The organism is Gammaproteobacteria bacterium (assembly GCA_036381015.1).
Taxonomy (GTDB): domain Bacteria; phylum Pseudomonadota; class Gammaproteobacteria; order Steroidobacterales; family Rariloculaceae; genus ZC4RG20.
Genome location: DASVDR010000025.1, coordinates 1 through 17851, shown reverse-complemented (window position 1 = coordinate 17851; position 17851 = coordinate 1). Strand labels below are relative to the sequence as shown.

General features: G+C 69.4%; 14 protein-coding genes. 10 read left to right on the top strand and 4 right to left on the bottom strand.

Features of this window, described 5'->3' with window-relative positions; translation table 11 throughout:
* Positions 1–85: 85 nt before the first annotated feature.
* The 7 genes from VF329_09445 (at position 86) to VF329_09415 (ending at position 9230) form a co-directional block, all read left to right on the top strand.
* Positions 86–1279, top strand: a complete 1194-nt coding sequence (locus VF329_09445; GenBank protein HEX7081226.1) for a class I SAM-dependent methyltransferase — start codon at positions 86–88, stop codon at positions 1277–1279.
* Between the two features lie 140 nt (positions 1280–1419).
* The gene (gene dmeF, locus VF329_09440) at positions 1420–2532 is read left to right on the top strand and encodes a CDF family Co(II)/Ni(II) efflux transporter DmeF (protein ID HEX7081225.1); all 1113 of its coding nucleotides are present in this window, start codon (positions 1420–1422) and stop codon (positions 2530–2532) included.
* Complete coding sequence (locus tag VF329_09435; GenBank protein ID HEX7081224.1) at positions 2529–3932, top strand: MFS transporter; 1404 nt, start codon at positions 2529–2531, stop codon at positions 3930–3932. The genes dmeF and VF329_09435 overlap by 4 nt, the downstream gene beginning before the upstream one ends.
* Before the next feature lie 63 nt (positions 3933–3995).
* Entirely contained in the window at positions 3996–4685 is a 690-nt protein-coding gene (gene rpe, locus VF329_09430; protein ID HEX7081223.1) for a ribulose-phosphate 3-epimerase, read from the top strand.
* 140 nt (positions 4686–4825) lie between these two features.
* The gene (thrA, locus tag VF329_09425; GenBank protein HEX7081222.1) at positions 4826–7300 is read left to right on the top strand and encodes a bifunctional aspartate kinase/homoserine dehydrogenase I; all 2475 of its coding nucleotides are present in this window, start codon (positions 4826–4828) and stop codon (positions 7298–7300) included.
* A 19-nt stretch (positions 7301–7319) separates the two neighbouring features.
* Positions 7320–8627 carry a threonine synthase gene (gene thrC, locus VF329_09420; GenBank protein HEX7081221.1) on the top strand — a complete coding sequence of 436 codons (1308 nt, stop codon included), beginning with the start codon at positions 7320–7322 and terminating at the stop codon, positions 8625–8627.
* A 36-nt stretch (positions 8628–8663) separates the two neighbouring features.
* Positions 8664–9230, top strand: coding sequence for a nuclease-related domain-containing protein (locus tag VF329_09415; GenBank protein ID HEX7081220.1), 567 nt, complete (start codon positions 8664–8666; stop codon positions 9228–9230).
* Positions 9231–9287: 57 nt separating this feature from the next.
* Here the strand turns inward: VF329_09415 and VF329_09410 are convergent, their stop codons facing one another.
* Entirely contained in the window at positions 9288–10091 is an 804-nt protein-coding gene (locus VF329_09410) for a TatD family hydrolase (GenBank protein HEX7081219.1), read from the bottom strand.
* Between the two features lie 146 nt (positions 10092–10237).
* Here VF329_09410 and VF329_09405 point away from each other — a divergent pair, with 146 nt between their 5' ends.
* Together VF329_09405 and VF329_09400 are read left to right on the top strand one after the other, a co-directional pair.
* On the top strand, positions 10238–10987 hold the full coding sequence (locus VF329_09405) for a SprT family zinc-dependent metalloprotease (GenBank protein HEX7081218.1): 750 nt from the start codon (positions 10238–10240) through the stop codon (positions 10985–10987).
* Positions 10988–11005: 18 nt separating this feature from the next.
* Positions 11006–11941: a PepSY domain-containing protein gene (locus VF329_09400; GenBank protein HEX7081217.1), complete on the top strand. Its 936-nt coding sequence runs from the start codon at positions 11006–11008 to the stop codon at positions 11939–11941.
* A gap of 65 nt (positions 11942–12006) precedes the next feature.
* On the opposite strand, the gene VF329_09395 is transcribed toward VF329_09400, so the two are convergent.
* Positions 12007–12771: a DUF4159 domain-containing protein gene (locus VF329_09395; protein HEX7081216.1), complete on the bottom strand. Its 765-nt coding sequence runs from the start codon at positions 12769–12771 to the stop codon at positions 12007–12009.
* Positions 12772–13023: 252 nt separating this feature from the next.
* Here VF329_09395 and VF329_09390 point away from each other — a divergent pair, with 252 nt between their 5' ends.
* Positions 13024–13467 carry a hypothetical protein gene (locus VF329_09390; protein ID HEX7081215.1) on the top strand — a complete coding sequence of 148 codons (444 nt, stop codon included), beginning with the start codon at positions 13024–13026 and terminating at the stop codon, positions 13465–13467.
* Between the two features lie 66 nt (positions 13468–13533).
* Here VF329_09390 and acnA read toward each other — a convergent pair whose 3' ends face one another.
* Entirely contained in the window at positions 13534–16185 is a 2652-nt protein-coding gene (acnA, locus tag VF329_09385; GenBank protein ID HEX7081214.1) for an aconitate hydratase AcnA, read from the bottom strand.
* 64 nt (positions 16186–16249) lie between these two features.
* Entirely contained in the window at positions 16250–17434 is a 1185-nt protein-coding gene (gene mnmA, locus VF329_09380; protein HEX7081213.1) for a tRNA 2-thiouridine(34) synthase MnmA, read from the bottom strand.
* Positions 17435–17851: the final 417 nt, after the last annotated feature.

Below are 17851 nucleotides of genomic sequence, written 5' to 3'. Positions count from 1 at the left end.
GAGTGTGGCACGGCGATGAATCGAAGAAAACAGCGCCCTGCCGCGCGGAGTAGAATGCGCCGGGGCCGGAGGCGCGGGAGATCGAATGGAGGCGGCGGCGCGCATCGTGATCAAGGCCGGGCGCGAGAAGTCGCTTCGACGCCGGCACCCTTGGATTTTTTCGGGCGCCGTCGAGAAGGTCGAGGGCGCGGCCGGCGCGGGCGACACGGTCGACGTCGTCGACGCCGCCGGCGAGTTTCTCGCGCGCGCGGCCTATTCCCCGGCCTCCCAAATCCGCGCGCGGGTCTGGACGTTCGATCCCGCCGAAACGGTCGACGAGGCGTTCTTCAGGCGGGCGATCGCGCGCGCGGCCGACCTGCGGCGCCGCCTCGGGCGCCTCGACCCGGACGGCGCCTGCCGCGTGGTCTTCTCCGAATCGGACGGTCTGCCGGGGGTCATCGCGGATCACTATGCCGGCCACGTCGTCTGCCAGTTCGTGTCCGCCGGCGCCGAGCGCTGGCGGGACACGATCACCGCGGCGCTCGTTGCGGAGCTTGCGCCGCGGGCCGTCCACGAGCGCTCCGAGGGCGCCGGGCGCCGCAAGGAGGGCCTGCCGTCGCGCCGGGGGCTGCTGGCCGGAGAGGCGAGCGCCGGCGCCGTCGAGTACCGCGCGGGCGCATTGCGCCGGCTGGTACGAATCGGGAGCGGCCAGAAGACCGGCGCGTATCTCGACCAGCAGGACAACGTCCAGCGCGTCGCGCGCTACGCGCGCGGTGCTCGAGTGCTCGACGCCTTCGCCTACACTGGCGGCTTCGCGATCGCGGCGCTGGCCGAAGGGGCCGCGTCGGCGACGCTGATCGACGGCTCCGGCGAAGCGCTCGAGGCCGCGGCCGAGGAAGCGGCCCTGAACGGAGTCGCCGAGCGATGCCGCTGCATCGAAGCGGACGTCTTCGAGGAGTTGCGCGCGCTCGGCAAGCGCGGAGAGCGGTTCGGTCTCGTCGTGCTCGACCCGCCGAAGTTCGTGCACTCCGCGAGTCAAATCCAAGCCGGCAGCCGCGGCTACAAGGACGTCAACCTGAGCGCGCTGCGCCTCGTCGCGCCGGGCGGCGTGCTCGCGACCTTCTCCTGCTCGGGGCACGTCGACGCCGCACTGTTTCAAAAGATCGTCGCGGGCGCCGCCGTCGACGCGGGCCGCCGGGTACGGATTCTCGAGCGTCTGGGGCATCCGCCGGACCATCCGATCGCGCTCGAATTTCCGGAAGCGGAGTACCTGACCGGCCTCGTGCTGCACGTGCAGTGACGTGACCGGCGCCGTCGCGGCCGAGGCGCGGCCGTGCCGATCCGCGGCTCGAGGCCGTATACTGTGGGGCCGCATCTGCGACCGTCGGCGCGCGATCGGTGCGCCGCGCTGCACCCGCCCGATACGGTCATCCGATTTTCATGCACGACGAGCAACTGGAGCGCTGGCAGCATTCGCATTCGTTCGGGCAGGACCTGAAGCGTCCCGGCGAGAGGAAGACTTTCATCGTCATCGCGCTCACGGCGACGATGATGATCGTCGAGATCGCCGCCGGGCTCGCGTTCGGCTCCATGGCGCTCTTGGCCGACGGGCTGCACATGGCCTCGCATGCGGCTGCGCTGGGGATCAACGCGTTCGCCTACGTCTACGCCCGGCGGCATGCGCACGACGCGCGCTACAGCTTCGGCACGGGCAAGGTCAACACGCTCGGCGGCTTCACCGGCGCGGTGCTCCTCGCCGGATTCGCGTTGGTGATGGCCGCGGAGAGCATCGCGCGGATCGTCGCACCCGTCCCGATCGCGTTCGATCACGCGATTCTGGTCGCCGTGCTCGGGCTCGTCGTGAACGGCGTGTCCGTGCTGATTCTCGAGCACCGCGGCGGCGGGGCGCCCGTCGATCTCGCGCTCGTGCCGCTGCATTCGCACGAGCCCGACGCCCGCGGCGAGGTGGCGCACGTCCGCGACGCCGGGCACGAGCAGGCGCATGCCGGCGGCCACGGACATTTCCATGCCGGCCACGGACACGGCCACGTCCATGCCGACAGCCACGGGCACGCGCACGTCCACGCCGGCCACGATCACAACCTCGTGTCCGCGTATCTGCACGTGCTCGCCGACGCGCTGACGTCGCTGCTCGCGATCTTCGCGCTGCTCGGCGCGAAATATTTCGGCTTCACGTGGATGGATCCGTTGATGGGCATCGTCGGCGCCGTGCTCGTCGCGCGCTGGTCGCTCGGGCTGCTGCGGGTGACGAGCGCGATCCTTCTCGATCGCACGGCCCCGGACTCCGTCTGCCGCGCGATCCGCGAGAGCATCGAGTCGCGCGACGACAACCGCATCGCGGACCTGCACGTCTGGAACGTCGGCCCGGACATCTACAGCGCGCAGCTTTCCGTCGTCACGCACGCCCCGAAGCCGCCGGAGCACTACAAGCGTCTCGTCCCGCCGCATCTCGGCATCGTGCACATCGCCGTGGAGGTGCATCGATGCGCCGCGGAGCCGGACCGGCACGAAGCGCAGTCGATGCAGGCATGACGGCTCCGTCCGCACGACCGCGCCCGGCTTCCGTGCTGAGCGTGCTGTTCGCAGGCGTGCTGATGGCCGCGCTCGACATCGCGGTCGTAGGTCCCGCTCTCCCGGCCTTGCAGGACGGCTTCGGCATCGGCGATCGCGCGTTGTCGTGGGTGTTCTCGATCTACATCCTGTTCAATGTCGCCGGCGCGCCTTTGATCGCGAAATGGTCGGACCGGTACGGCCGCCGCCCGCTGTTCGTCGCAAGCGTCGGGCTGTTCGCGGCGGGCTCGGCTCTCGTCGCCGCCGCGCCGACGTTCGACGTGCTCCTGGTCGGGCGCGCCGTGCAGGCGTTCGGCGCGGGCGGCGTGTTCCCCGTCGCGAGCGCGGTCGTCGCGGAAACGTTTCCGATGGAGCGGCGCGGCCGCGCCCTCGGTCTGATCGGCGCCGTGTTCGGCCTGGCCTTCCTGCTCGGCCCGCTGCTCGGCGGGTTGATACTGCCGCTCGGGTGGCGGTGGCTCTTTCTGATCAACCTGCCGATCGCCGCCGCCGTGATCGTCGCGGCCGTCCGGCTGCTGCCGGTGCGCCCCGCGCATCGGGCCGGCCGCTTCGACGCGGGCGGCGCGCTGCTCCTGTGCGTCGTGCTGCTCGGCGCCGCATGGGGCGTGAACCGATTGGATGCGGGTCGACTGCCCGCGGCGCTGCTCGCGCCGGACGTCTGGCCCGGGCTGCTCGCGGCCGGCATCGCCGCGATCCTGCTCGTCCTCGTCGAGCGCCGCGCATCCGATCCGATCCTGCCGCCGGCGCTCTGGCGGTCGGTGCCGCTTCGTGCAGTCGGCGGCATTGCGGTTGCGGCGGGCCTCGTGGAAGCCGGCATGGTGTTCCTGCCCGAGCTCGCGGTCGGGGCGTTCGACGTGGAGCCGGCTTCTGCGAGCCTGATGATGCTTCCGCTCGTGCTGACGCTGATCGCCGGCGCCCCGGCCGCCGGATATCTGCTCGACCGCATCGGGCCGCGTACGGTGATTCAGGCGGGCCTCGTGCTCACCGGCGCGGGGCTCGCGACGTTTCACGTGCAGCCGCTCGGCATCGGGACCTTCTACACGGCCGGCGCGCTCGTCGGCTTGGGGCTCGCGGCGCTGCTCGGCGCGCCGCTGCGCTACGTCGTGCTCCGCGAATCCGGCGAGTCTCGGCGCGGCGCCGGGCAGGGGCTCTTGACGCTGTTCCTGAGCGCCGGGCAGCTCGTCGGGTCCGCGGCCATCGGCGCCGTGGCGGGCTCCACCGCGCACGCCTCTGCGGGCTACGCGTCGGCGCTGCTCTCGCTCGCCGGCGCCTGTGTCGTCGTGCTCCCGCTCACGTTCCTGATCGAGCCGAGAGCAAACGGCGCGGAGCTGCCGGCCCGGGATGAGGCGCATCCGGGTTCGTGAAATAATCCGCCGACGGCCACGGCCGCTTCGCGGCGGCCGCTCGAGGTCGATGAGGTCGAGAGGATGACAAAGCTGCCGCTAGGCGGGCATTGGATCGCGCCGTCGATACTGTCGGCCGATTTCGCGCGGCTCGGCGAAGAGGTGGACCGGGTTCTCGCGGCCGGCGCAGACCTGATCCACTTCGACGTCATGGACAATCACTACGTGCCGAATCTCACCGTCGGCCCGCTCGTGTGCAAGGCGTTGCGGAACTACGGCGTCACGGCACCGATCGACGTGCACCTGATGGTGAAGCCGGTGGACCGGATCATTCCGGATTTCGCCGAGGCGGGCGCGACCTTCGTCAGCATCCACCCGGAGGCGACCGAGCATTTGGATCGCTCGCTGCAGCTCATCCGCGACCACGGCTTGAGGAGCGGACTGGTGCTGAACCCGGCGACGCCGCTCGATTGGCTCGACTACGTGCTCGACAAGCTCGATTTCGTGCTGCTGATGTCGGTCAACCCGGGCTTCGGCGGGCAGTCGTTCATCGAGTCGGCGATCGGCAAGATCGAGCGCACCCGCGAGCTGATCGATCGCTCCGGGCTGCCGATCCGGCTCGAGGTCGACGGCGGCGTCAAGGTCGACAATATCGGCCGGATCGCGCGCGCCGGCGCCGATATTTTCGTGGCGGGCTCGGCGATTTTCCGGTCGGCTGACTACGCCGCGACGATCGGCGCGATGCGCCGCGAGATCGCGGCCGGCGCGGGTTGACGCGCGGCGGAACGGCGGGCCCGCGCGGGCGCGAACGACCCGGACGGCGCCGCGAACCGCGGCAAAGCGGCGGGCCCGGCACCTCGACTGCGGTTCTGCTATCCTCGCCGCCCGTTTCCGAGCATCTTCGAGCTTCGTCGATGGACTGGACCGTCCACAAATTCGGAGGCACGAGCCTCGCCGATGCGGAATGCTTCCGCACCGTAGCGGACATCGTCACGGGTGCGGGCGGCGGTAACCTCGCCGTCGTCGTCTCCGCGATGCGCGGCACGACCGATCTGCTGCTCGGCCTCGTGGATCGGGCGGCGAAGCGGGAGCCCGTTCGAGAGGCGCTCGACGGGCTTCGGGAACGCTACCGAGCGGCCGCGAAGGACCTGCTTGCGGGGCCGTCCGCCGATGAGGTGCTCGCCCCGTTCGAAAAGGATCTCGGCGATATCGAGAGCGTGCTGAAAGCGCTCTCGCTCGTGCGCGCGGCTTCCTCCCGAAGCCGCGCGCTCGTCGGCGGCTTCGGCGAGCTTTGGTCCGCGCGCCTGCTCACGGCCGTGTTGGCCGGCCGGGTCGGTGCCGGCCGCCGCGTCCTCTGCGTCGACGCACGCGACGTGCTCGTCGTCGCGCCCGGGGAAATGGGACCGATCGTCGTCTGGGACGAGTCCCGGGAACGGCTCGCGCGCGCGGTGCCGGCCGATTTCGACGGCGTCGCCGTGATCACCGGTTTCATCGCGTCGGACCGTGAAGGCTTGCCGGCCACGCTCGGCCGCAACGGCAGCGACTATTCGGCTTCGATCTTCGGCGCGTTGCTCGGCGCGCGCGAGGTCTGCATCTGGACGGACGTCGACGGCGTGATGAGCGGGGATCCGCGCCGCGTGCCGGAAGCCACCGTCATCGAGCAAATCTCGTACAACGAGGCGATGGAGCTCGCCTACTTCGGGGCAAAGGTCATTCACCCGCAGACGATGGCGCCGGCCGTCGCGCACGGCATCCCGATCCTGATCCGCAATACGTTCAACCGCGCGCATCCGGGCACGCGGATCACGGCGCCGTCCGCCGACCGGAACGGCGTCGTGAAGGGCATCAGCGGCGTCGACGGCGTCGCGCTGATCAACCTGGAGGGCGCCGGCATGATCGGCGTTCCCGGCACGGCGGACCGGCTGTTCGGGGCGCTCCGCGAGGCCGGCGTCTCGGTCATGCTGATCTCCCAGGGCAGCTCCGAGCACTCCATCTGCTTCGCCGTGCCGGAGGCCTCGGCCGGCGCGGTCCGCAGCGTCGTCGAGCGGGCGTTCGCCGTGGAGCTCGACCAAGGGCAGGTGCAGCGTGTCGAGGTCACGAGCGGCTGCGGCATCCTCGCCGTGGTCGGCGACGGCATGGCCGGCGCGCCGGGAACGGCCGGGCGCTTTTTCCGCACGCTCGGCAACGCGGGCATCAACGTGATCGCCATCGCGCAAGGCGCCTCCGAGCGGAACATCTCCGCCGTGATCGCGACGAAAGACATGACGCGCGCGCTTCGCGCCGTGCACAGCAGCTTCTATCTGTCGGCCAAGACCGTCTCCGTGGGGCTGATCGGCCCGGGGCTCGTCGGCAGCGCGCTGCTCGATCAGCTCGCCGACGCCCGCGAGCGGCTGCGCGACAAGTTCAATCTCGATCTCCGCGTGCGCGCGATCGGCGGCTCGCGGCGCATGCACCTCGGCGAGCCGCGCATCGATCTCGGATCCTGGCGCGAGGCGCTCGGCGGCGGCGAAGCCATGCGCCTCGATGCGTTCGTCGATCATGTGCAAACGGATTACCTGCCGCACGCCGCGCTGATCGATTGCACCGCGAGCCAGGAGATCGCGAACCGATACGCGAGCTGGCTCGAGCGCGGCATCCACGTGATCACGCCGAACAAGCGGGCGCACAGCGGGCCGATCGGGTACTACGAGGAGCTGAAGAAGCTGACGCGGTCGGCGAACCGCCATTTCCTCTACGAGGCGACCGTGGGCGCCGGCTTGCCGGTCATTCAAACGCTGAAAGATCTCGTCGAGACCGGCGACGAGATCGAAAGCATCAGCGGCATCTTTTCCGGGACGCTCGCGTACCTCTTCAACGTCTTCGACGGCGGCCGCCCGTTCTCCGAGATCGTGCGCGATGCACGGTCGCGGGGCTACACGGAGCCCGATCCCCGGGACGACCTTTCCGGGATGGACGTCGCCCGCAAGGCCGTCATCCTCGCGCGGGAAGCGGGCCTCGCGCTCGAGCTCGAGGATCTGGACGTGGAGAGCCTCGTGCCCGCGGCGCTCGCGGACGCGTCGGTCGACGAGTTCCTCGATCGGCTGTCGGACTTCGACGCGCCGATGGCCGAGCGCGTGGCCGAAGCGAAGCGAAACGACACGGTGTTGCGCTACGTCGCCGATATCGACATGCGGCGCGGAACGGCGAGGGTGCAGCTGCAGAGCTTTGCGAAAGACCATCCGTTCGCGAACATCAACCTCACGGACAACATCGTGCAGTTCGTCACCCGCCGCTACTGCGACAATCCGCTGATCGTCCGCGGGCCGGGCGCCGGTCCGGACGTGACCGCCGCCGGAATCTTTGCGGATCTGCTGCGGCTCTGCAGCATGCTGAGCGGCAATCAGGACTGAAAGCGTGGCACGCACCGGCATGCGTTATCTCAGCACCCGAGCGGGCCGCGAGACGGACATCGTCGGCGCGGTGCTGCAGGGCCTTGCGCCGGACGGCGGGCTCTACGTTCCGGAGCAGTTGCCGCGTTTCGAGCCCGGCGCCGTGCGCGCCGAAAGCCTGGCCGACGTCGCCGCGGAGCTGCTCGCGCCGTTTTTCGCCGCCAGCCCGCTCGAGCCCGAGCTCGACTCGATCTGCCGCGAGGCGCTCGGTTTTCCGGTGCCGCTGAAGCCGGTCGGCAGCAGCGGCACGCTCTTCGTCCTCGAGCTCTTCCACGGCCCCACCGCGGCCTTCAAGGACGTCGGCGCGCGCTTTCTCGCAGCGCTCACGGAACGCGCGCTGCCGCTATCCGGCGACGACGGCCGGCCGCTCACGGTTCTCGTCGCCACGTCCGGCGACACGGGCGGGGCGGTCGCCGCGGCGTTCCATCGGCGCCGCGGAATTCGTGTCGCGGTGTTGTTCCCGAAAGGGCAGGTATCGCCGCGCCAGCAACATCAGCTCACGTGCTGGGGCGACAACGTGCGCGCGTTCGAGGTGGACGGCACCTTCGACGAGTGCCAGGCGCTCGTCAAGGCCGCTTTCGTCGACCCGGAGCTCGCCCGGCATTGCCGATTGACGGCCGCGAACAGCATCAACCTCGGCCGCCTGCTGCCGCAGGCCGCTTACCACGCTGCGGCGGCGCTCTGGCACTGGCGGCAACATGGGACCGCCGCCGGCTCCATCGTCCCGACCGGCAATCTCGGCAATGGCGTCGCGTGCCTCTGGGCGAAGGCGATGGGCATGCCGATCCGCGAGGTCGTGCTCGCGCTGAACGCGAACAGGACCATCTCGGATTTCCTCGCCACGGGCGACTGGCAGCCGCGGCCGAGCCGGCGGACGCTTGCCTCGGCAATGGACGTCGGCAATCCGAGCAACATGGAGCGGCTGCGGTACCTGCTGCCGGACTTCGACGTGCTGCGCGCGGCCGTGGAGGCGTATCCGGTCGACGACGACGCGATCCGCGCGCAGATCGCGAAGGACGACCGTCGCTACCACGAAGTCTGGTGCCCCCACACGGCGACCGGTTTTCATGTTCACGACCAGCTGCCGGGGGCGCGACGTGCGCTGCCGTGGATCGTCTCGGCCACCGCGCATCCGGCGAAGTTCGAGACCATCGTGGAGCCCATCGTCGGCCGGCGGATCGACATGCCGCCCGCGCTCGCGGCGCTGCTCGAGCAACCGGCGGAATCGATTCCGCTGCCGCCGAGGCTCGACGCGCTCCGAGCACAGCTCGTGCAGTGGGATTTGTGATTGTATATCAATAATTTAAAAGAATAACTTAAAGTCATGCAGGGGTACTGGTTCGTCGCGATCGGCGCGATCGCCGCGCTCGTGCTCGCCCTGATCCTCGCGTTGCTGGTGTGGCGCAGGCGGCAGTCGGATCTCGGGAGCACGGTGCGCTCGGTAGCGATCGACTCGGCCCACCGTGTGCTCGTGCCGAACGGAATGGGCGGCTACATCGAGCTCGAGCATCTGCTGCTGACGGCGCACGGTCTCGTCGTCGTCGACACGAAGGCGTTCGAAGGGACGATCTTCGGCAGCGATCGGATGGAAGAGTGGACGGTGATGAGCCGGCAGCGCCGCTTCACGTTCCCGAATCCGCAGCACACGCTGTACGACCGCATCGCCGCCGTGCGGCGCCTGGTCCGCGACATCCCGGTCGAGGGCCACGTCGTGTTTTCGCCGGCCGCGGACTTCAGCAAGGGGCGGCCGCGCGAGGTGATGCTCGCCGACGAGTTCGTGGAGCGCTACAAGAAGCCCGACAGGGGCGAGGTCGAGCGCCTGAAGGCGGCGTTCGCGCCGCAGTGGGAGCGTGTGCGCGAGGCGCTTCAGCCGGTCAGCGACGCGCGCTGACGAATCCGAGAAGGATTCGAGCAAAGCGGCATAATCTTTTAATCGGAAAGGGAGGGATCACCGGGCCGAACGTTCCGAGAGCCGAAACAAGCGCTCGGTGTTCTCGGCCGCGGCGCGAGCGATCGCCTCGGCGCTTCGGTTCATGCCCGCGGCCACGTGCGCGAGGATATGCGGCAGAAAGGCCGGCTCGTTGCGGCGGTTCCTGGGCTTCGGCTCGAGATCGCGCGGCAGCAAGTACGGTGCGTCGGTCTCGAGCAGCAGCCGATCGAGCGGAATCCTCGGGAGCGCGGCGCGCAGCGCCTCTCCCCGTCGCTCGTCGCAGACCCAGCCGGTCACGCCGATGTAGAGCCCAAGGTCGAGGTACGCATCGAGCTCCGCGGGCCCCCCGGTGAAACAGTGCGCGACGCCGCCCGCCAGGCGGTCGCGGTAGGCGCTCAAGATCGACGTGAACGTATCGTGCGCATCCCGCTGGTGGAGGAACACCGGAAGCCCGCAATCGGCCGCGAGATCGAGCTGAGCCGCGAACGCGCGCTCCTGCGCGTCGCGGGGCGAGAAGTTGCGAAAGAAGTCGAGGCCGCATTCGCCGATCGCGACCGCGCGCGGGTGGCCGAGCAGCGCACGCAACGCTTCGAGGGCGTGCGGATCGAGCTCGTCGGCGTGATGCGGATGCACGCCGATCGTGCAGTAGAGGGCGGGGTGCGACATCGCAAGCTCGGCCGCCCGGGCGCTGGCGGTGACCGAAGTGCCCGTGACGATCATGCGTGTTACGCCGGCGGCCGCCGCCCGCTCGATGACCGCGTCCCGGTCGGAATCGAAGCTGTCGTGCGTCAGGTTGACGCCGATGTCGGTGAGCTCGGGCATTTTCTCGGGTGACTGGCGGCTCGGCGGCCCCGGCGGGCCGCCGGCGGCCGGGGTGCCCACGCTACGGCCGCCGGCTTCATGACCATTCGCCGAGCCGCACCGCGGGCGGCTATTATACGGGCGGGAGGAGCTTGCAAAGACAGGGAATGCCGCAACAACTTCGCTTGCTCGACGACCAGCGACACCCGGCGTTCGTCGCTGGCGGCCACCTGGTCATGCGCGAAAGCCGTCGTGCGCGCCGCTTGTTCCTGCAGCTCGTGCCGCCGCACACGCTCGAGCTCGTCGTGCCGATCGGTACGCGCCCGAAAGAGATCGCAGCATTCGTCGACGAGCATCGCGATTGGATCGAGCGCGCCCGCACGCATGTCAGCACGCGCTACGCGGGGGACCGCGAGCTGTTGCCGTCGACGGTCACGCTGCGGGCCGTCGGCCGCTCGCTGAAGGTGCGGTACCGGCACGAAGCCGGCGGGCGCCCGCGGGCGCGCGTGACCACGCAGGGACTGCTGGTTCAGACCGCGTACGCCGACCATCGAGACGCCCGAAAGCGGCTGCGCGCATGGCTGCTCGACGAAGCGCGGCTGCATTTGAAGCCCTGGCTTCTTCGCGAAGCCGAAGCGATCGGCCGGATGCCGAACAAGGTCCAGGTGCGGCTGCAGCGCACGCGATGGGGAAGCTGCTCGGGCCAAGGCAACATCAGCGTCAACGCGAGCGCGATGTTCCTCGATCCGGCCGTTGTCCGATATCTGCTCATTCACGAGCTGTGCCATCTCTTCTCGCTGAATCACTCGCGCCGTTTCTGGCGTCACGTCGAGCGATTCGAGCCGGCGTACCGCGCGCTCGATCGCAGTCTCGCAAACGCGTGGACCGAAGTGCCGCTCTGGGTCTCGGCCGAGTGAGCGCTCGCGGCTGAGCGCATGCCGGCGCCGAAGGCCACGTGGGTCGACCGGCCGCAGAGCTCGCGCCTGCGCCGCGCGCTGTTCCAAGTGCACCTCTGGACCGGCATCGTGCTCGGAGTCTATGTCGTCGTGATCAGCGTGAGCGGCAGCGTCGCGGTGTTTCGACGCGAGGTGAACTTCGCGCTGATTCCGCGAACGGTCGAAACGGTGGGCGAAACGCGTCTCGATCGGTCTGCGCTCGAGGCCGCGCTCGCGCCGCGCTATCCGGGCTACCGGCTCGTGCGGATCAGCGAGCCCCGCCGCCCGGAGCGGCCGGTGCAGGTCGCGCTCGAGCGCGACGGCATCGAGATCAGCCGGCTCGTCGACCCGTACACCGGGCGCGACCTCGGCTCTCCTTTTCCCGCAGGCGTGCGCGTCATGGAGTGGATCGTGCGCCTGCACGACGATCTCCTCGCCGGGGAAACCGGCCGCAAGCTCAACGGGGCGGCCGGGGTGCTCTGCACTGCGCTCGTGCTCACCGGCGCCGTGATTTGGTGGCCGGGTCGGCGCCGCTGGCGTTATGCGTTGACGATGCGGCGCGGCCGCGGCGCTCCGCGCCTGAGCTGGCAGCTGCACAGCGTGCTCGGGTTCTGGTGCTTCGCGCTGCTTCTCGGGTGGGCCGTCACCGGAGTGTACTTCGCGTTTCCGCAGCCGTTCGAAGCGGTGATGGACGGTCTCGACTCGGATCCGAGCGATCTTTCGAGGCCAGGCGAGGGCTTGCTGCTCGCGCTGATCAAGCTCCATTTCGGCCGGTTCGGCGGCCTCGGCATCCGCTTCACCTGGGCGCTGCTCGGACTCGTGCCGGCGGTGTTGTTCGTCACCGGGTTCACGATGTGGTGGCGCCGCGTCGTTCGCCGCCGCTGGCTGCGCGATCGTACCGCGCCGGGATCGGCGATCCGCGCGCCGGCTTCGTAAGTCCCCGCGTCGCAGCCCGGCGCGGCGAGCGCGCCGGGCCGCCGAGCACGCGAACGTGCGCGTCGTCAGTGCGTGATCGCGTAGACGAGGTAATTCACGCCGAACCGGTAAGCGAGCGCGGTCAGCGGCTCGGGGTAGAACGCGTCGTCGGCGTGCTCCCACGCGTCGCCGAGATCCATGTTGAAGTTGATCGCGATCATCAGTCGGCCGTCGTCGTCGTAGATGCCGCGCCATCGGGCGGGCACGCCTTGCGGGTGCTCCCAAGTGACGCCGCTCAATACGGCCTGGCGACCCGGGATCTGCACGCGCTGATCGAGATCGTAGAGCACGTGAAAAACCTCGTCCGCGTCCGGCATGTCGAGGATGGGCCGATCAGGGAACACGCGGGCCATCGAGGCGGCGAACTCGTCCCATTCCGCGGGGCCGTGGAAGTCGTCGACGATCAGGAAGCCGCCGCGGAGCAGGTACTCGCGCAATTGCGCGGCTTCGCGGTCGTCGAGCCGCATGAATCCGACCTTGACCGCGTAGATCACCGGATAGTCGAAGAGATCCTCGCCCAGAAGCCCGACCTGCCGGCTGCCGTCGGCGGCGTCGATCCGCGTCAGCCGGCGCACGCCCTGCATGAAATGGTAGTCGGCGTCGGGCCAATCCCGGAGCCACGGCTCGCCGCGGCCGATGCCGAACCGGCTGCCGAATGCGCCGAACGCGAGTCGCGCGAAATGAAACTCCGCCGCGTCGGGCTCGGCGTCGTCCGCTCGCGGGCCGCCGTGCGTCAACGTGCAAAGGAGCACGGCGGCGAGCGCGGCGAGCTTGTCGGCGAAGCGCGGCATCTAGCCCGAGTCTACCGCAGCCGACGGACCGAGCGCGTGCAGACCGAAGGGCCTTGCCGCCGTCCGCTCGGATCGGTAGCGGCCGGCACGCGCCGCAGCACGCTCTCGCGAGGGCGAGCCCTCGGGCGGGCTCGTCAACGCTGTTGTGTGAACTGATCCGTTCCGGCGTGCAACCGGGTCTGCTACGGTGCATGCGCGGCAACGACTCTACCGCCGGCGTCGTCGGCTCGATCTCGCCGCGAAAGGAATCACATGAAACCGAAGGCCCTGGCGATCCTCGTTGCGCTGCTCGCGTCGACGCCGAGCTATGCGGGTCCGTTCACGGACGAGCTCGCGAAGTGCCTCGTCCGCACCACCAGCGAGGCGGACCGGGAAATGCTGATGAGGTGGGTGTTCGCCGCGATGGCCGCCCATCCGAGCGTCAGCGAGCTCGGCAACGTCTCGAGCGAGCGGGCGGACGAGCTGAACCGCGGGGCGGCGCAGCTCTTCGTGACGCTGCTGACCGAACGATGCAAGTCCGAGACCGAGCAGGCTCTGACCTACGAGGGGGGGAGCGCGTTCGAGGCGAGCTTTCAGGTGCTCGGGCAAGTCGCGATGCAAGGCCTGATGACTCACCCTCAGGTGATAGCCTTCATGTCGGGCCTCCAGGCGCACATCGACGTGCAGGCGGTGCAGGCCGCGTTCGGCGCGCCGTAACACGGCGCGCGACCCGCCTTCACGCTCGGCTCACGCCGGCCCCGCCCTCGGGCGGGACGGTGCTTCTTACGTCGCAAGCTGCCTCAGCACGTAGTGCAGGATGCCGCCGTGCACGTAGTATTCCTGCTCCTTCGGTGTGTCGATGCGCACCCGCGCCTCGAACTCGATCTTTCGGCCGTCGTCGCGCGTGGCCGTGACGCGCACGCGCGCGCGGCGCTCGGCGCCGAGACCTTCGATGTCGTAGTGCTCGGTGCCGTCGAGGCCGAGGCTTTCGGCCGTGTCGCCGTCGAGGAACTGGAGCGGCAGCACGCCCATGCCGATCAGATTCGACCGGTGGATGCGCTCGAAGCTCTGCGCCAGCACGGCGCGCACGCCGAGCAACGCGGTGCCTTTCGCCGCCCAGTCGCGCGAGGATCCCGCGCCGTACTCTTTGCCCGCGATCACGACCAACGGCGTGCCGTCCTGCTGATAGCGCATGGCCGCGTCGTAGATGCTCGTCTGCTCGCCGGTCGGCAGGTAGATCGTCCAGCCGCCTTCGGTGCCCGGCGCGAGGAGGTTGCGGAGCCGGATGTTCGCGAACGTGCCGCGCATCATCACCTGGTGGTTGCCGCGGCGCGCGCCGTAGGAGTTGAAGTCCTTCCGCTCGACGCCGAGCGAGAGCAGGTAGCGGCCGGCCGGGCTCTCCGGATGGATGCTGCCGGCCGGGGAGATGTGATCGGTCGTGATCATGTCGCCGAGCAGCGCGAGCACGCGTGCACCGCGGATGTCCGAAGGCGGCCGCGGCGTGCGCGTCATCGACGCGAAGTAGGGCGGGTTCTGCACGTACGTGGAATTCTCGTCCCACGCATAGGTTTCTCCGGCCGGCACCGCGAGGCTGTTCCAGTTCTCGTCGCCGGCGAAGACGTTCGCGTAGCTCGCTTTGAACATCGCCGCATCGATGGTCGACATGACGAGATCCTGAACCTCCTTGGCGCTCGGCCAGATTTCCTTGAGGTAGACCGGCTTGCCGTCGCGGTCCGTGCCGAGCGGATCGTTGTAGAGATCCACCTTCATGCTACCGGCGAGCGCGTAGGCCACGACGAGCGGCGGCGACGCGAGGAAATTCATCTTCACGAGCGGATGGATGCGGCCCTCGAAGTTGCGGTTGCCGGAGAGCACCGAGCACGCGGTGAGATCGGACTGCTGGATCGCTTCGGCGATCGGGTCCGGCAGCGGACCGGAGTTGCCGATGCAAGTCGTACAGCCGTACCCGACGAGGTTGAAGCCGAGCTGCTCGAGATCGTCGAGCAGACCGGCCCTTTTGTAGTAGTCCGTGACGACCTTCGAGCCCGGCGCGAGGCTCGTCTTGACCCACGGCTTCGGCTTCAGACCCCGCGCCGCGGCGTTGCGCGCGAGCAGGCCCGCACCGAGCATCACCGATGGATTCGACGTGTTCGTGCAGCTCGTGATCGCCGCGATCGTCACCGCGCCGTCCTCGAGGTCGAACTCCTGCCCGTCGAGCTTCACCGGCACGCGCCGGGCAGCCTTCGCCTCCGAGCTGGCGAGCAGGGCCTTCGCCTTCGCAGCGGCGGAGCGCAGCGGAATGCGGTCCTGCGGGCGCTTCGGCCCCGAGATGCTCGGCTCGACGTCGTTCAGGTCGAGCTTCAGCACGTGCGTGTAGCGGGCGCGTCGGCCGTCCGTGCGCCACAATCCCTGCTCCTTCGCGTAGTGCTCGACCAGGCGGATGCGCTCCGGGTCGCGTCCCGTGAGCTCGAGATAGCGCAACGTCTCGTTGTCGATCGGAAACACGGCGCACGTGCTGCCGTACTCCGGGGACATGTTGCCGATCGTCGCGCGGTCGGCGAGCGGCAGATGGTCGAGACCGTCGCCGAAGAACTCGACGAACTTGCCGACCACACCATACGCTCGCAGCATCTCGGTGACCGTGAGCACGAGATCCGTGCCGGTGGCGCCTTCGGCGAGCCGCCCCGTGAGCTCGAAGCCGACGACCTGCGGGATCAGCATCGTGATCGGCTGCCCGAGCATCGCGGCCTCGGCCTCGATGCCGCCGACACCCCAGCCGAGCACGCCGAGGCCGTTGATCATCGTCGTGTGCGAGTCGGTGCCGACCAGCGTATCCGGATAGGCGACGCGCTCGCCGTCCTGCTCGGCGTCGAAGACGACGCGGCCGAGATATTCGAGGTTGACCTGATGCACGATGCCGGTGTTCGGCGGCACCACGCGGAAATTGCGAAACGCGTTCTGGCCCCAGCGCAGGAACGCGTAGCGCTCACGGTTGCGCTGGAACTCGATCGCGTTGTTCTGCCGGAGCGCGTCGGGCGTGCCGAACTTGTCGACCTGAACGGAGTGATCGATCACGAGCTCCACCGGCGAGAGCGGATTGATCGACGACGCTTTCCCGCCGAGCGCGACGACGGCGTCGCGCATCGCGGCCAAATCGACGACGGCCGGGACGCCGGTGAAGTCCTGGAGAATCACCCGCGCCGGCGTGAACGAGATCTCCCGCTCGGGCTCGGCGGCCGGATCCCAGCTCGCGAGGGCGGAGATGTCCTCGGCCTTGATGTTCTCGCCGTCCTCGTGCCGCAGCAGGTTCTCGAGCAGGATCTTCAACGTGTAGGGGAGATCATCGACCTCGCTGCCGACTGCGCCGATTCGATGAATGCGATAGGACACGCCGCCGACGGAGATCGACTGGCGGGCGCCGAAGCTGTCTGTCATCACGAAGACCTCGGGGAGCTGCTGTGGACGGCGAAAAAGGAATTATAGCAAGCGACGGACGGGGCTAGCCCGCGGCGTCGACACCGAGGGCGACGCATCCGTCCTCGATCGCCGTGAACGCGGGCGGCTCGCCGGTGCTCGCGATGCCGGCGTCGACGCGCTCTGCAACGTCGATCACGGCGCCGCCGAGACAGCGCTCGCCGTCGTACAGCACGACGTACTGCCCGGGTGTCACGGCCCTCTGTGGCTGCTCGAAGGTCACCTCGATCGCATCGGAACCGGTGCGTACGGTTGCGCAGCGCTGGTCGCGCTGCCGGTAGCGCGTCTTCGCGGAGCACACGAGAGGCGCGCCGTCGTCCCAGCCGCGCGGCGGGCCGTTGATCCAATGCAGGCCGGTGGCGCGCAGCCGCTGACAGAGCAGCGCCGGATGGTCGTGCCCCTGCGCGACCAGCAGCTCGTTGCGCTCGAGATTCTTTTCGACCACGTACCACGGCGCATTCGCGCGTGCGGCGACGCCGCCGATGCCGAGCCCGCGGCGCTGGCCGAGCGTGTAAAAGGCGAGCCCGCGGTGGGTGCCGAGCATCGTGCCGTCGATTGCACGGATCGGGCCGGGCTGCGCAGCCACGAACCGCGCAAGAAACTCCGCGAACGGCCGCTCGCCGATGAAGCAGATTCCGGTGCTGTCCTTTTTCTCGGCGACGGGCAGGCGGGCGCGGCGCGCGATGCCCCGGACTTCGTCCTTCGTGAGGTCGCCGAGCGGAAACAGCACGTCCTCGAGGTCCTCCTCGTGCACGGCGTGCAGGAAATAGCTCTGGTCCTTGCCGCGGTCGCGCCCCTTCAGCAGCAAGGGCCGCCCGCCGGCGGTGTCGAGGCGCGCGTAGTGCCCGGTGGCAAGAGCGCGTGCGCCGAGGCGGCGCGCGTAGCGGCGCAGCACGCCGAACTTGATCTCGCGATTGCAGAGCACGTCGGGATTCGGCGTGCGGCCGCGGCGTGATTCCTCGAGGAATCGGGCGAAGACGCGCTCGCGATATTCGCGGGCGAAATTCACCCGATGAAGCGGGACGCCGAGCAGGCGGCAGACGCGGCGGGCGTCGTGGAAATCCCGAGCCGCATCGCAGTAGCCGTCGTCGTCCTCCCAATTGGTCATGTGGAGGCATTCGACGTCGTGCCCGGCTTCCCGCAGTAACCAGGCGGCCACGGCGGAATCGACGCCGCCGGACAATGCGACGATGACAGGGCCCGCAGTCATGACCGCGATTGTATCAACGCGATGGTGCGCAGCGGCGGCGTGGTGCGCAGCGGTGGTGCGCGGCGGTGGTGTGTGCGCAGCGGCGGTGCGGAGGGCTGTGTGGGTGGGCCCTTTCGGGACCGCCGTGAACCCATCCCTGGGGCTCGCTCCGCGACATCCCTGTCGCGGAGCGTCCCGAAAGGCCCCACCCACACAGCCCTCCGCGGACACGGCGTGCCGTTCATGAGCGATCCGCGTTCGACACGTCGCCGCATTGCCGAGCGGAGCAATGGTGGCGAAACGCGCGCGGCCGCTGTGGGGAGGTCTTGCCGAGGGCACCGCGGCGTTTGGGGGAACGTGCCGCAAGCATCGTCCTTCGGAGACCGTCCGCGGCCAGGGACGGCCGCGGACGAGCCGCAGGGACGCACTGCCGGCGTG

Excerpts from the sequence above, each read along its gene's own strand:
- VF329_09445 (HEX7081226.1), top strand. The coding sequence starts at position 86 with ATGGAGGCGGCGGCGCGCATCGTGATCAAGGCCGGGCGCGAGAAGTCG.
- dmeF (HEX7081225.1), top strand. The coding sequence starts at position 1,420 with ATGCACGACGAGCAACTGGAGCGCTGGCAGCATTCGCATTCGTTCGGG.
- VF329_09435 (HEX7081224.1), top strand. The coding sequence starts at position 2,529 with ATGACGGCTCCGTCCGCACGACCGCGCCCGGCTTCCGTGCTGAGCGTG.
- rpe (HEX7081223.1), top strand. The coding sequence starts at position 3,996 with ATGACAAAGCTGCCGCTAGGCGGGCATTGGATCGCGCCGTCGATACTG.
- thrA (HEX7081222.1), top strand. The coding sequence starts at position 4,826 with ATGGACTGGACCGTCCACAAATTCGGAGGCACGAGCCTCGCCGATGCG.
- thrC (HEX7081221.1), top strand. The coding sequence starts at position 7,320 with ATGCGTTATCTCAGCACCCGAGCGGGCCGCGAGACGGACATCGTCGGC.
- VF329_09415 (HEX7081220.1), top strand. The coding sequence starts at position 8,664 with ATGCAGGGGTACTGGTTCGTCGCGATCGGCGCGATCGCCGCGCTCGTG.
- VF329_09410 (HEX7081219.1), bottom strand. The coding sequence starts at position 10,091 with ATGCCCGAGCTCACCGACATCGGCGTCAACCTGACGCACGACAGCTTC.
- VF329_09405 (HEX7081218.1), top strand. The coding sequence starts at position 10,238 with ATGCCGCAACAACTTCGCTTGCTCGACGACCAGCGACACCCGGCGTTC.
- VF329_09400 (HEX7081217.1), top strand. The coding sequence starts at position 11,006 with ATGCCGGCGCCGAAGGCCACGTGGGTCGACCGGCCGCAGAGCTCGCGC.
- VF329_09395 (HEX7081216.1), bottom strand. The coding sequence starts at position 12,771 with ATGCCGCGCTTCGCCGACAAGCTCGCCGCGCTCGCCGCCGTGCTCCTT.
- VF329_09390 (HEX7081215.1), top strand. The coding sequence starts at position 13,024 with ATGAAACCGAAGGCCCTGGCGATCCTCGTTGCGCTGCTCGCGTCGACG.
- acnA (HEX7081214.1), bottom strand. The coding sequence starts at position 16,185 with ATGACAGACAGCTTCGGCGCCCGCCAGTCGATCTCCGTCGGCGGCGTG.
- mnmA (HEX7081213.1), bottom strand. The coding sequence starts at position 17,434 with ATGACTGCGGGCCCTGTCATCGTCGCATTGTCCGGCGGCGTCGATTCC.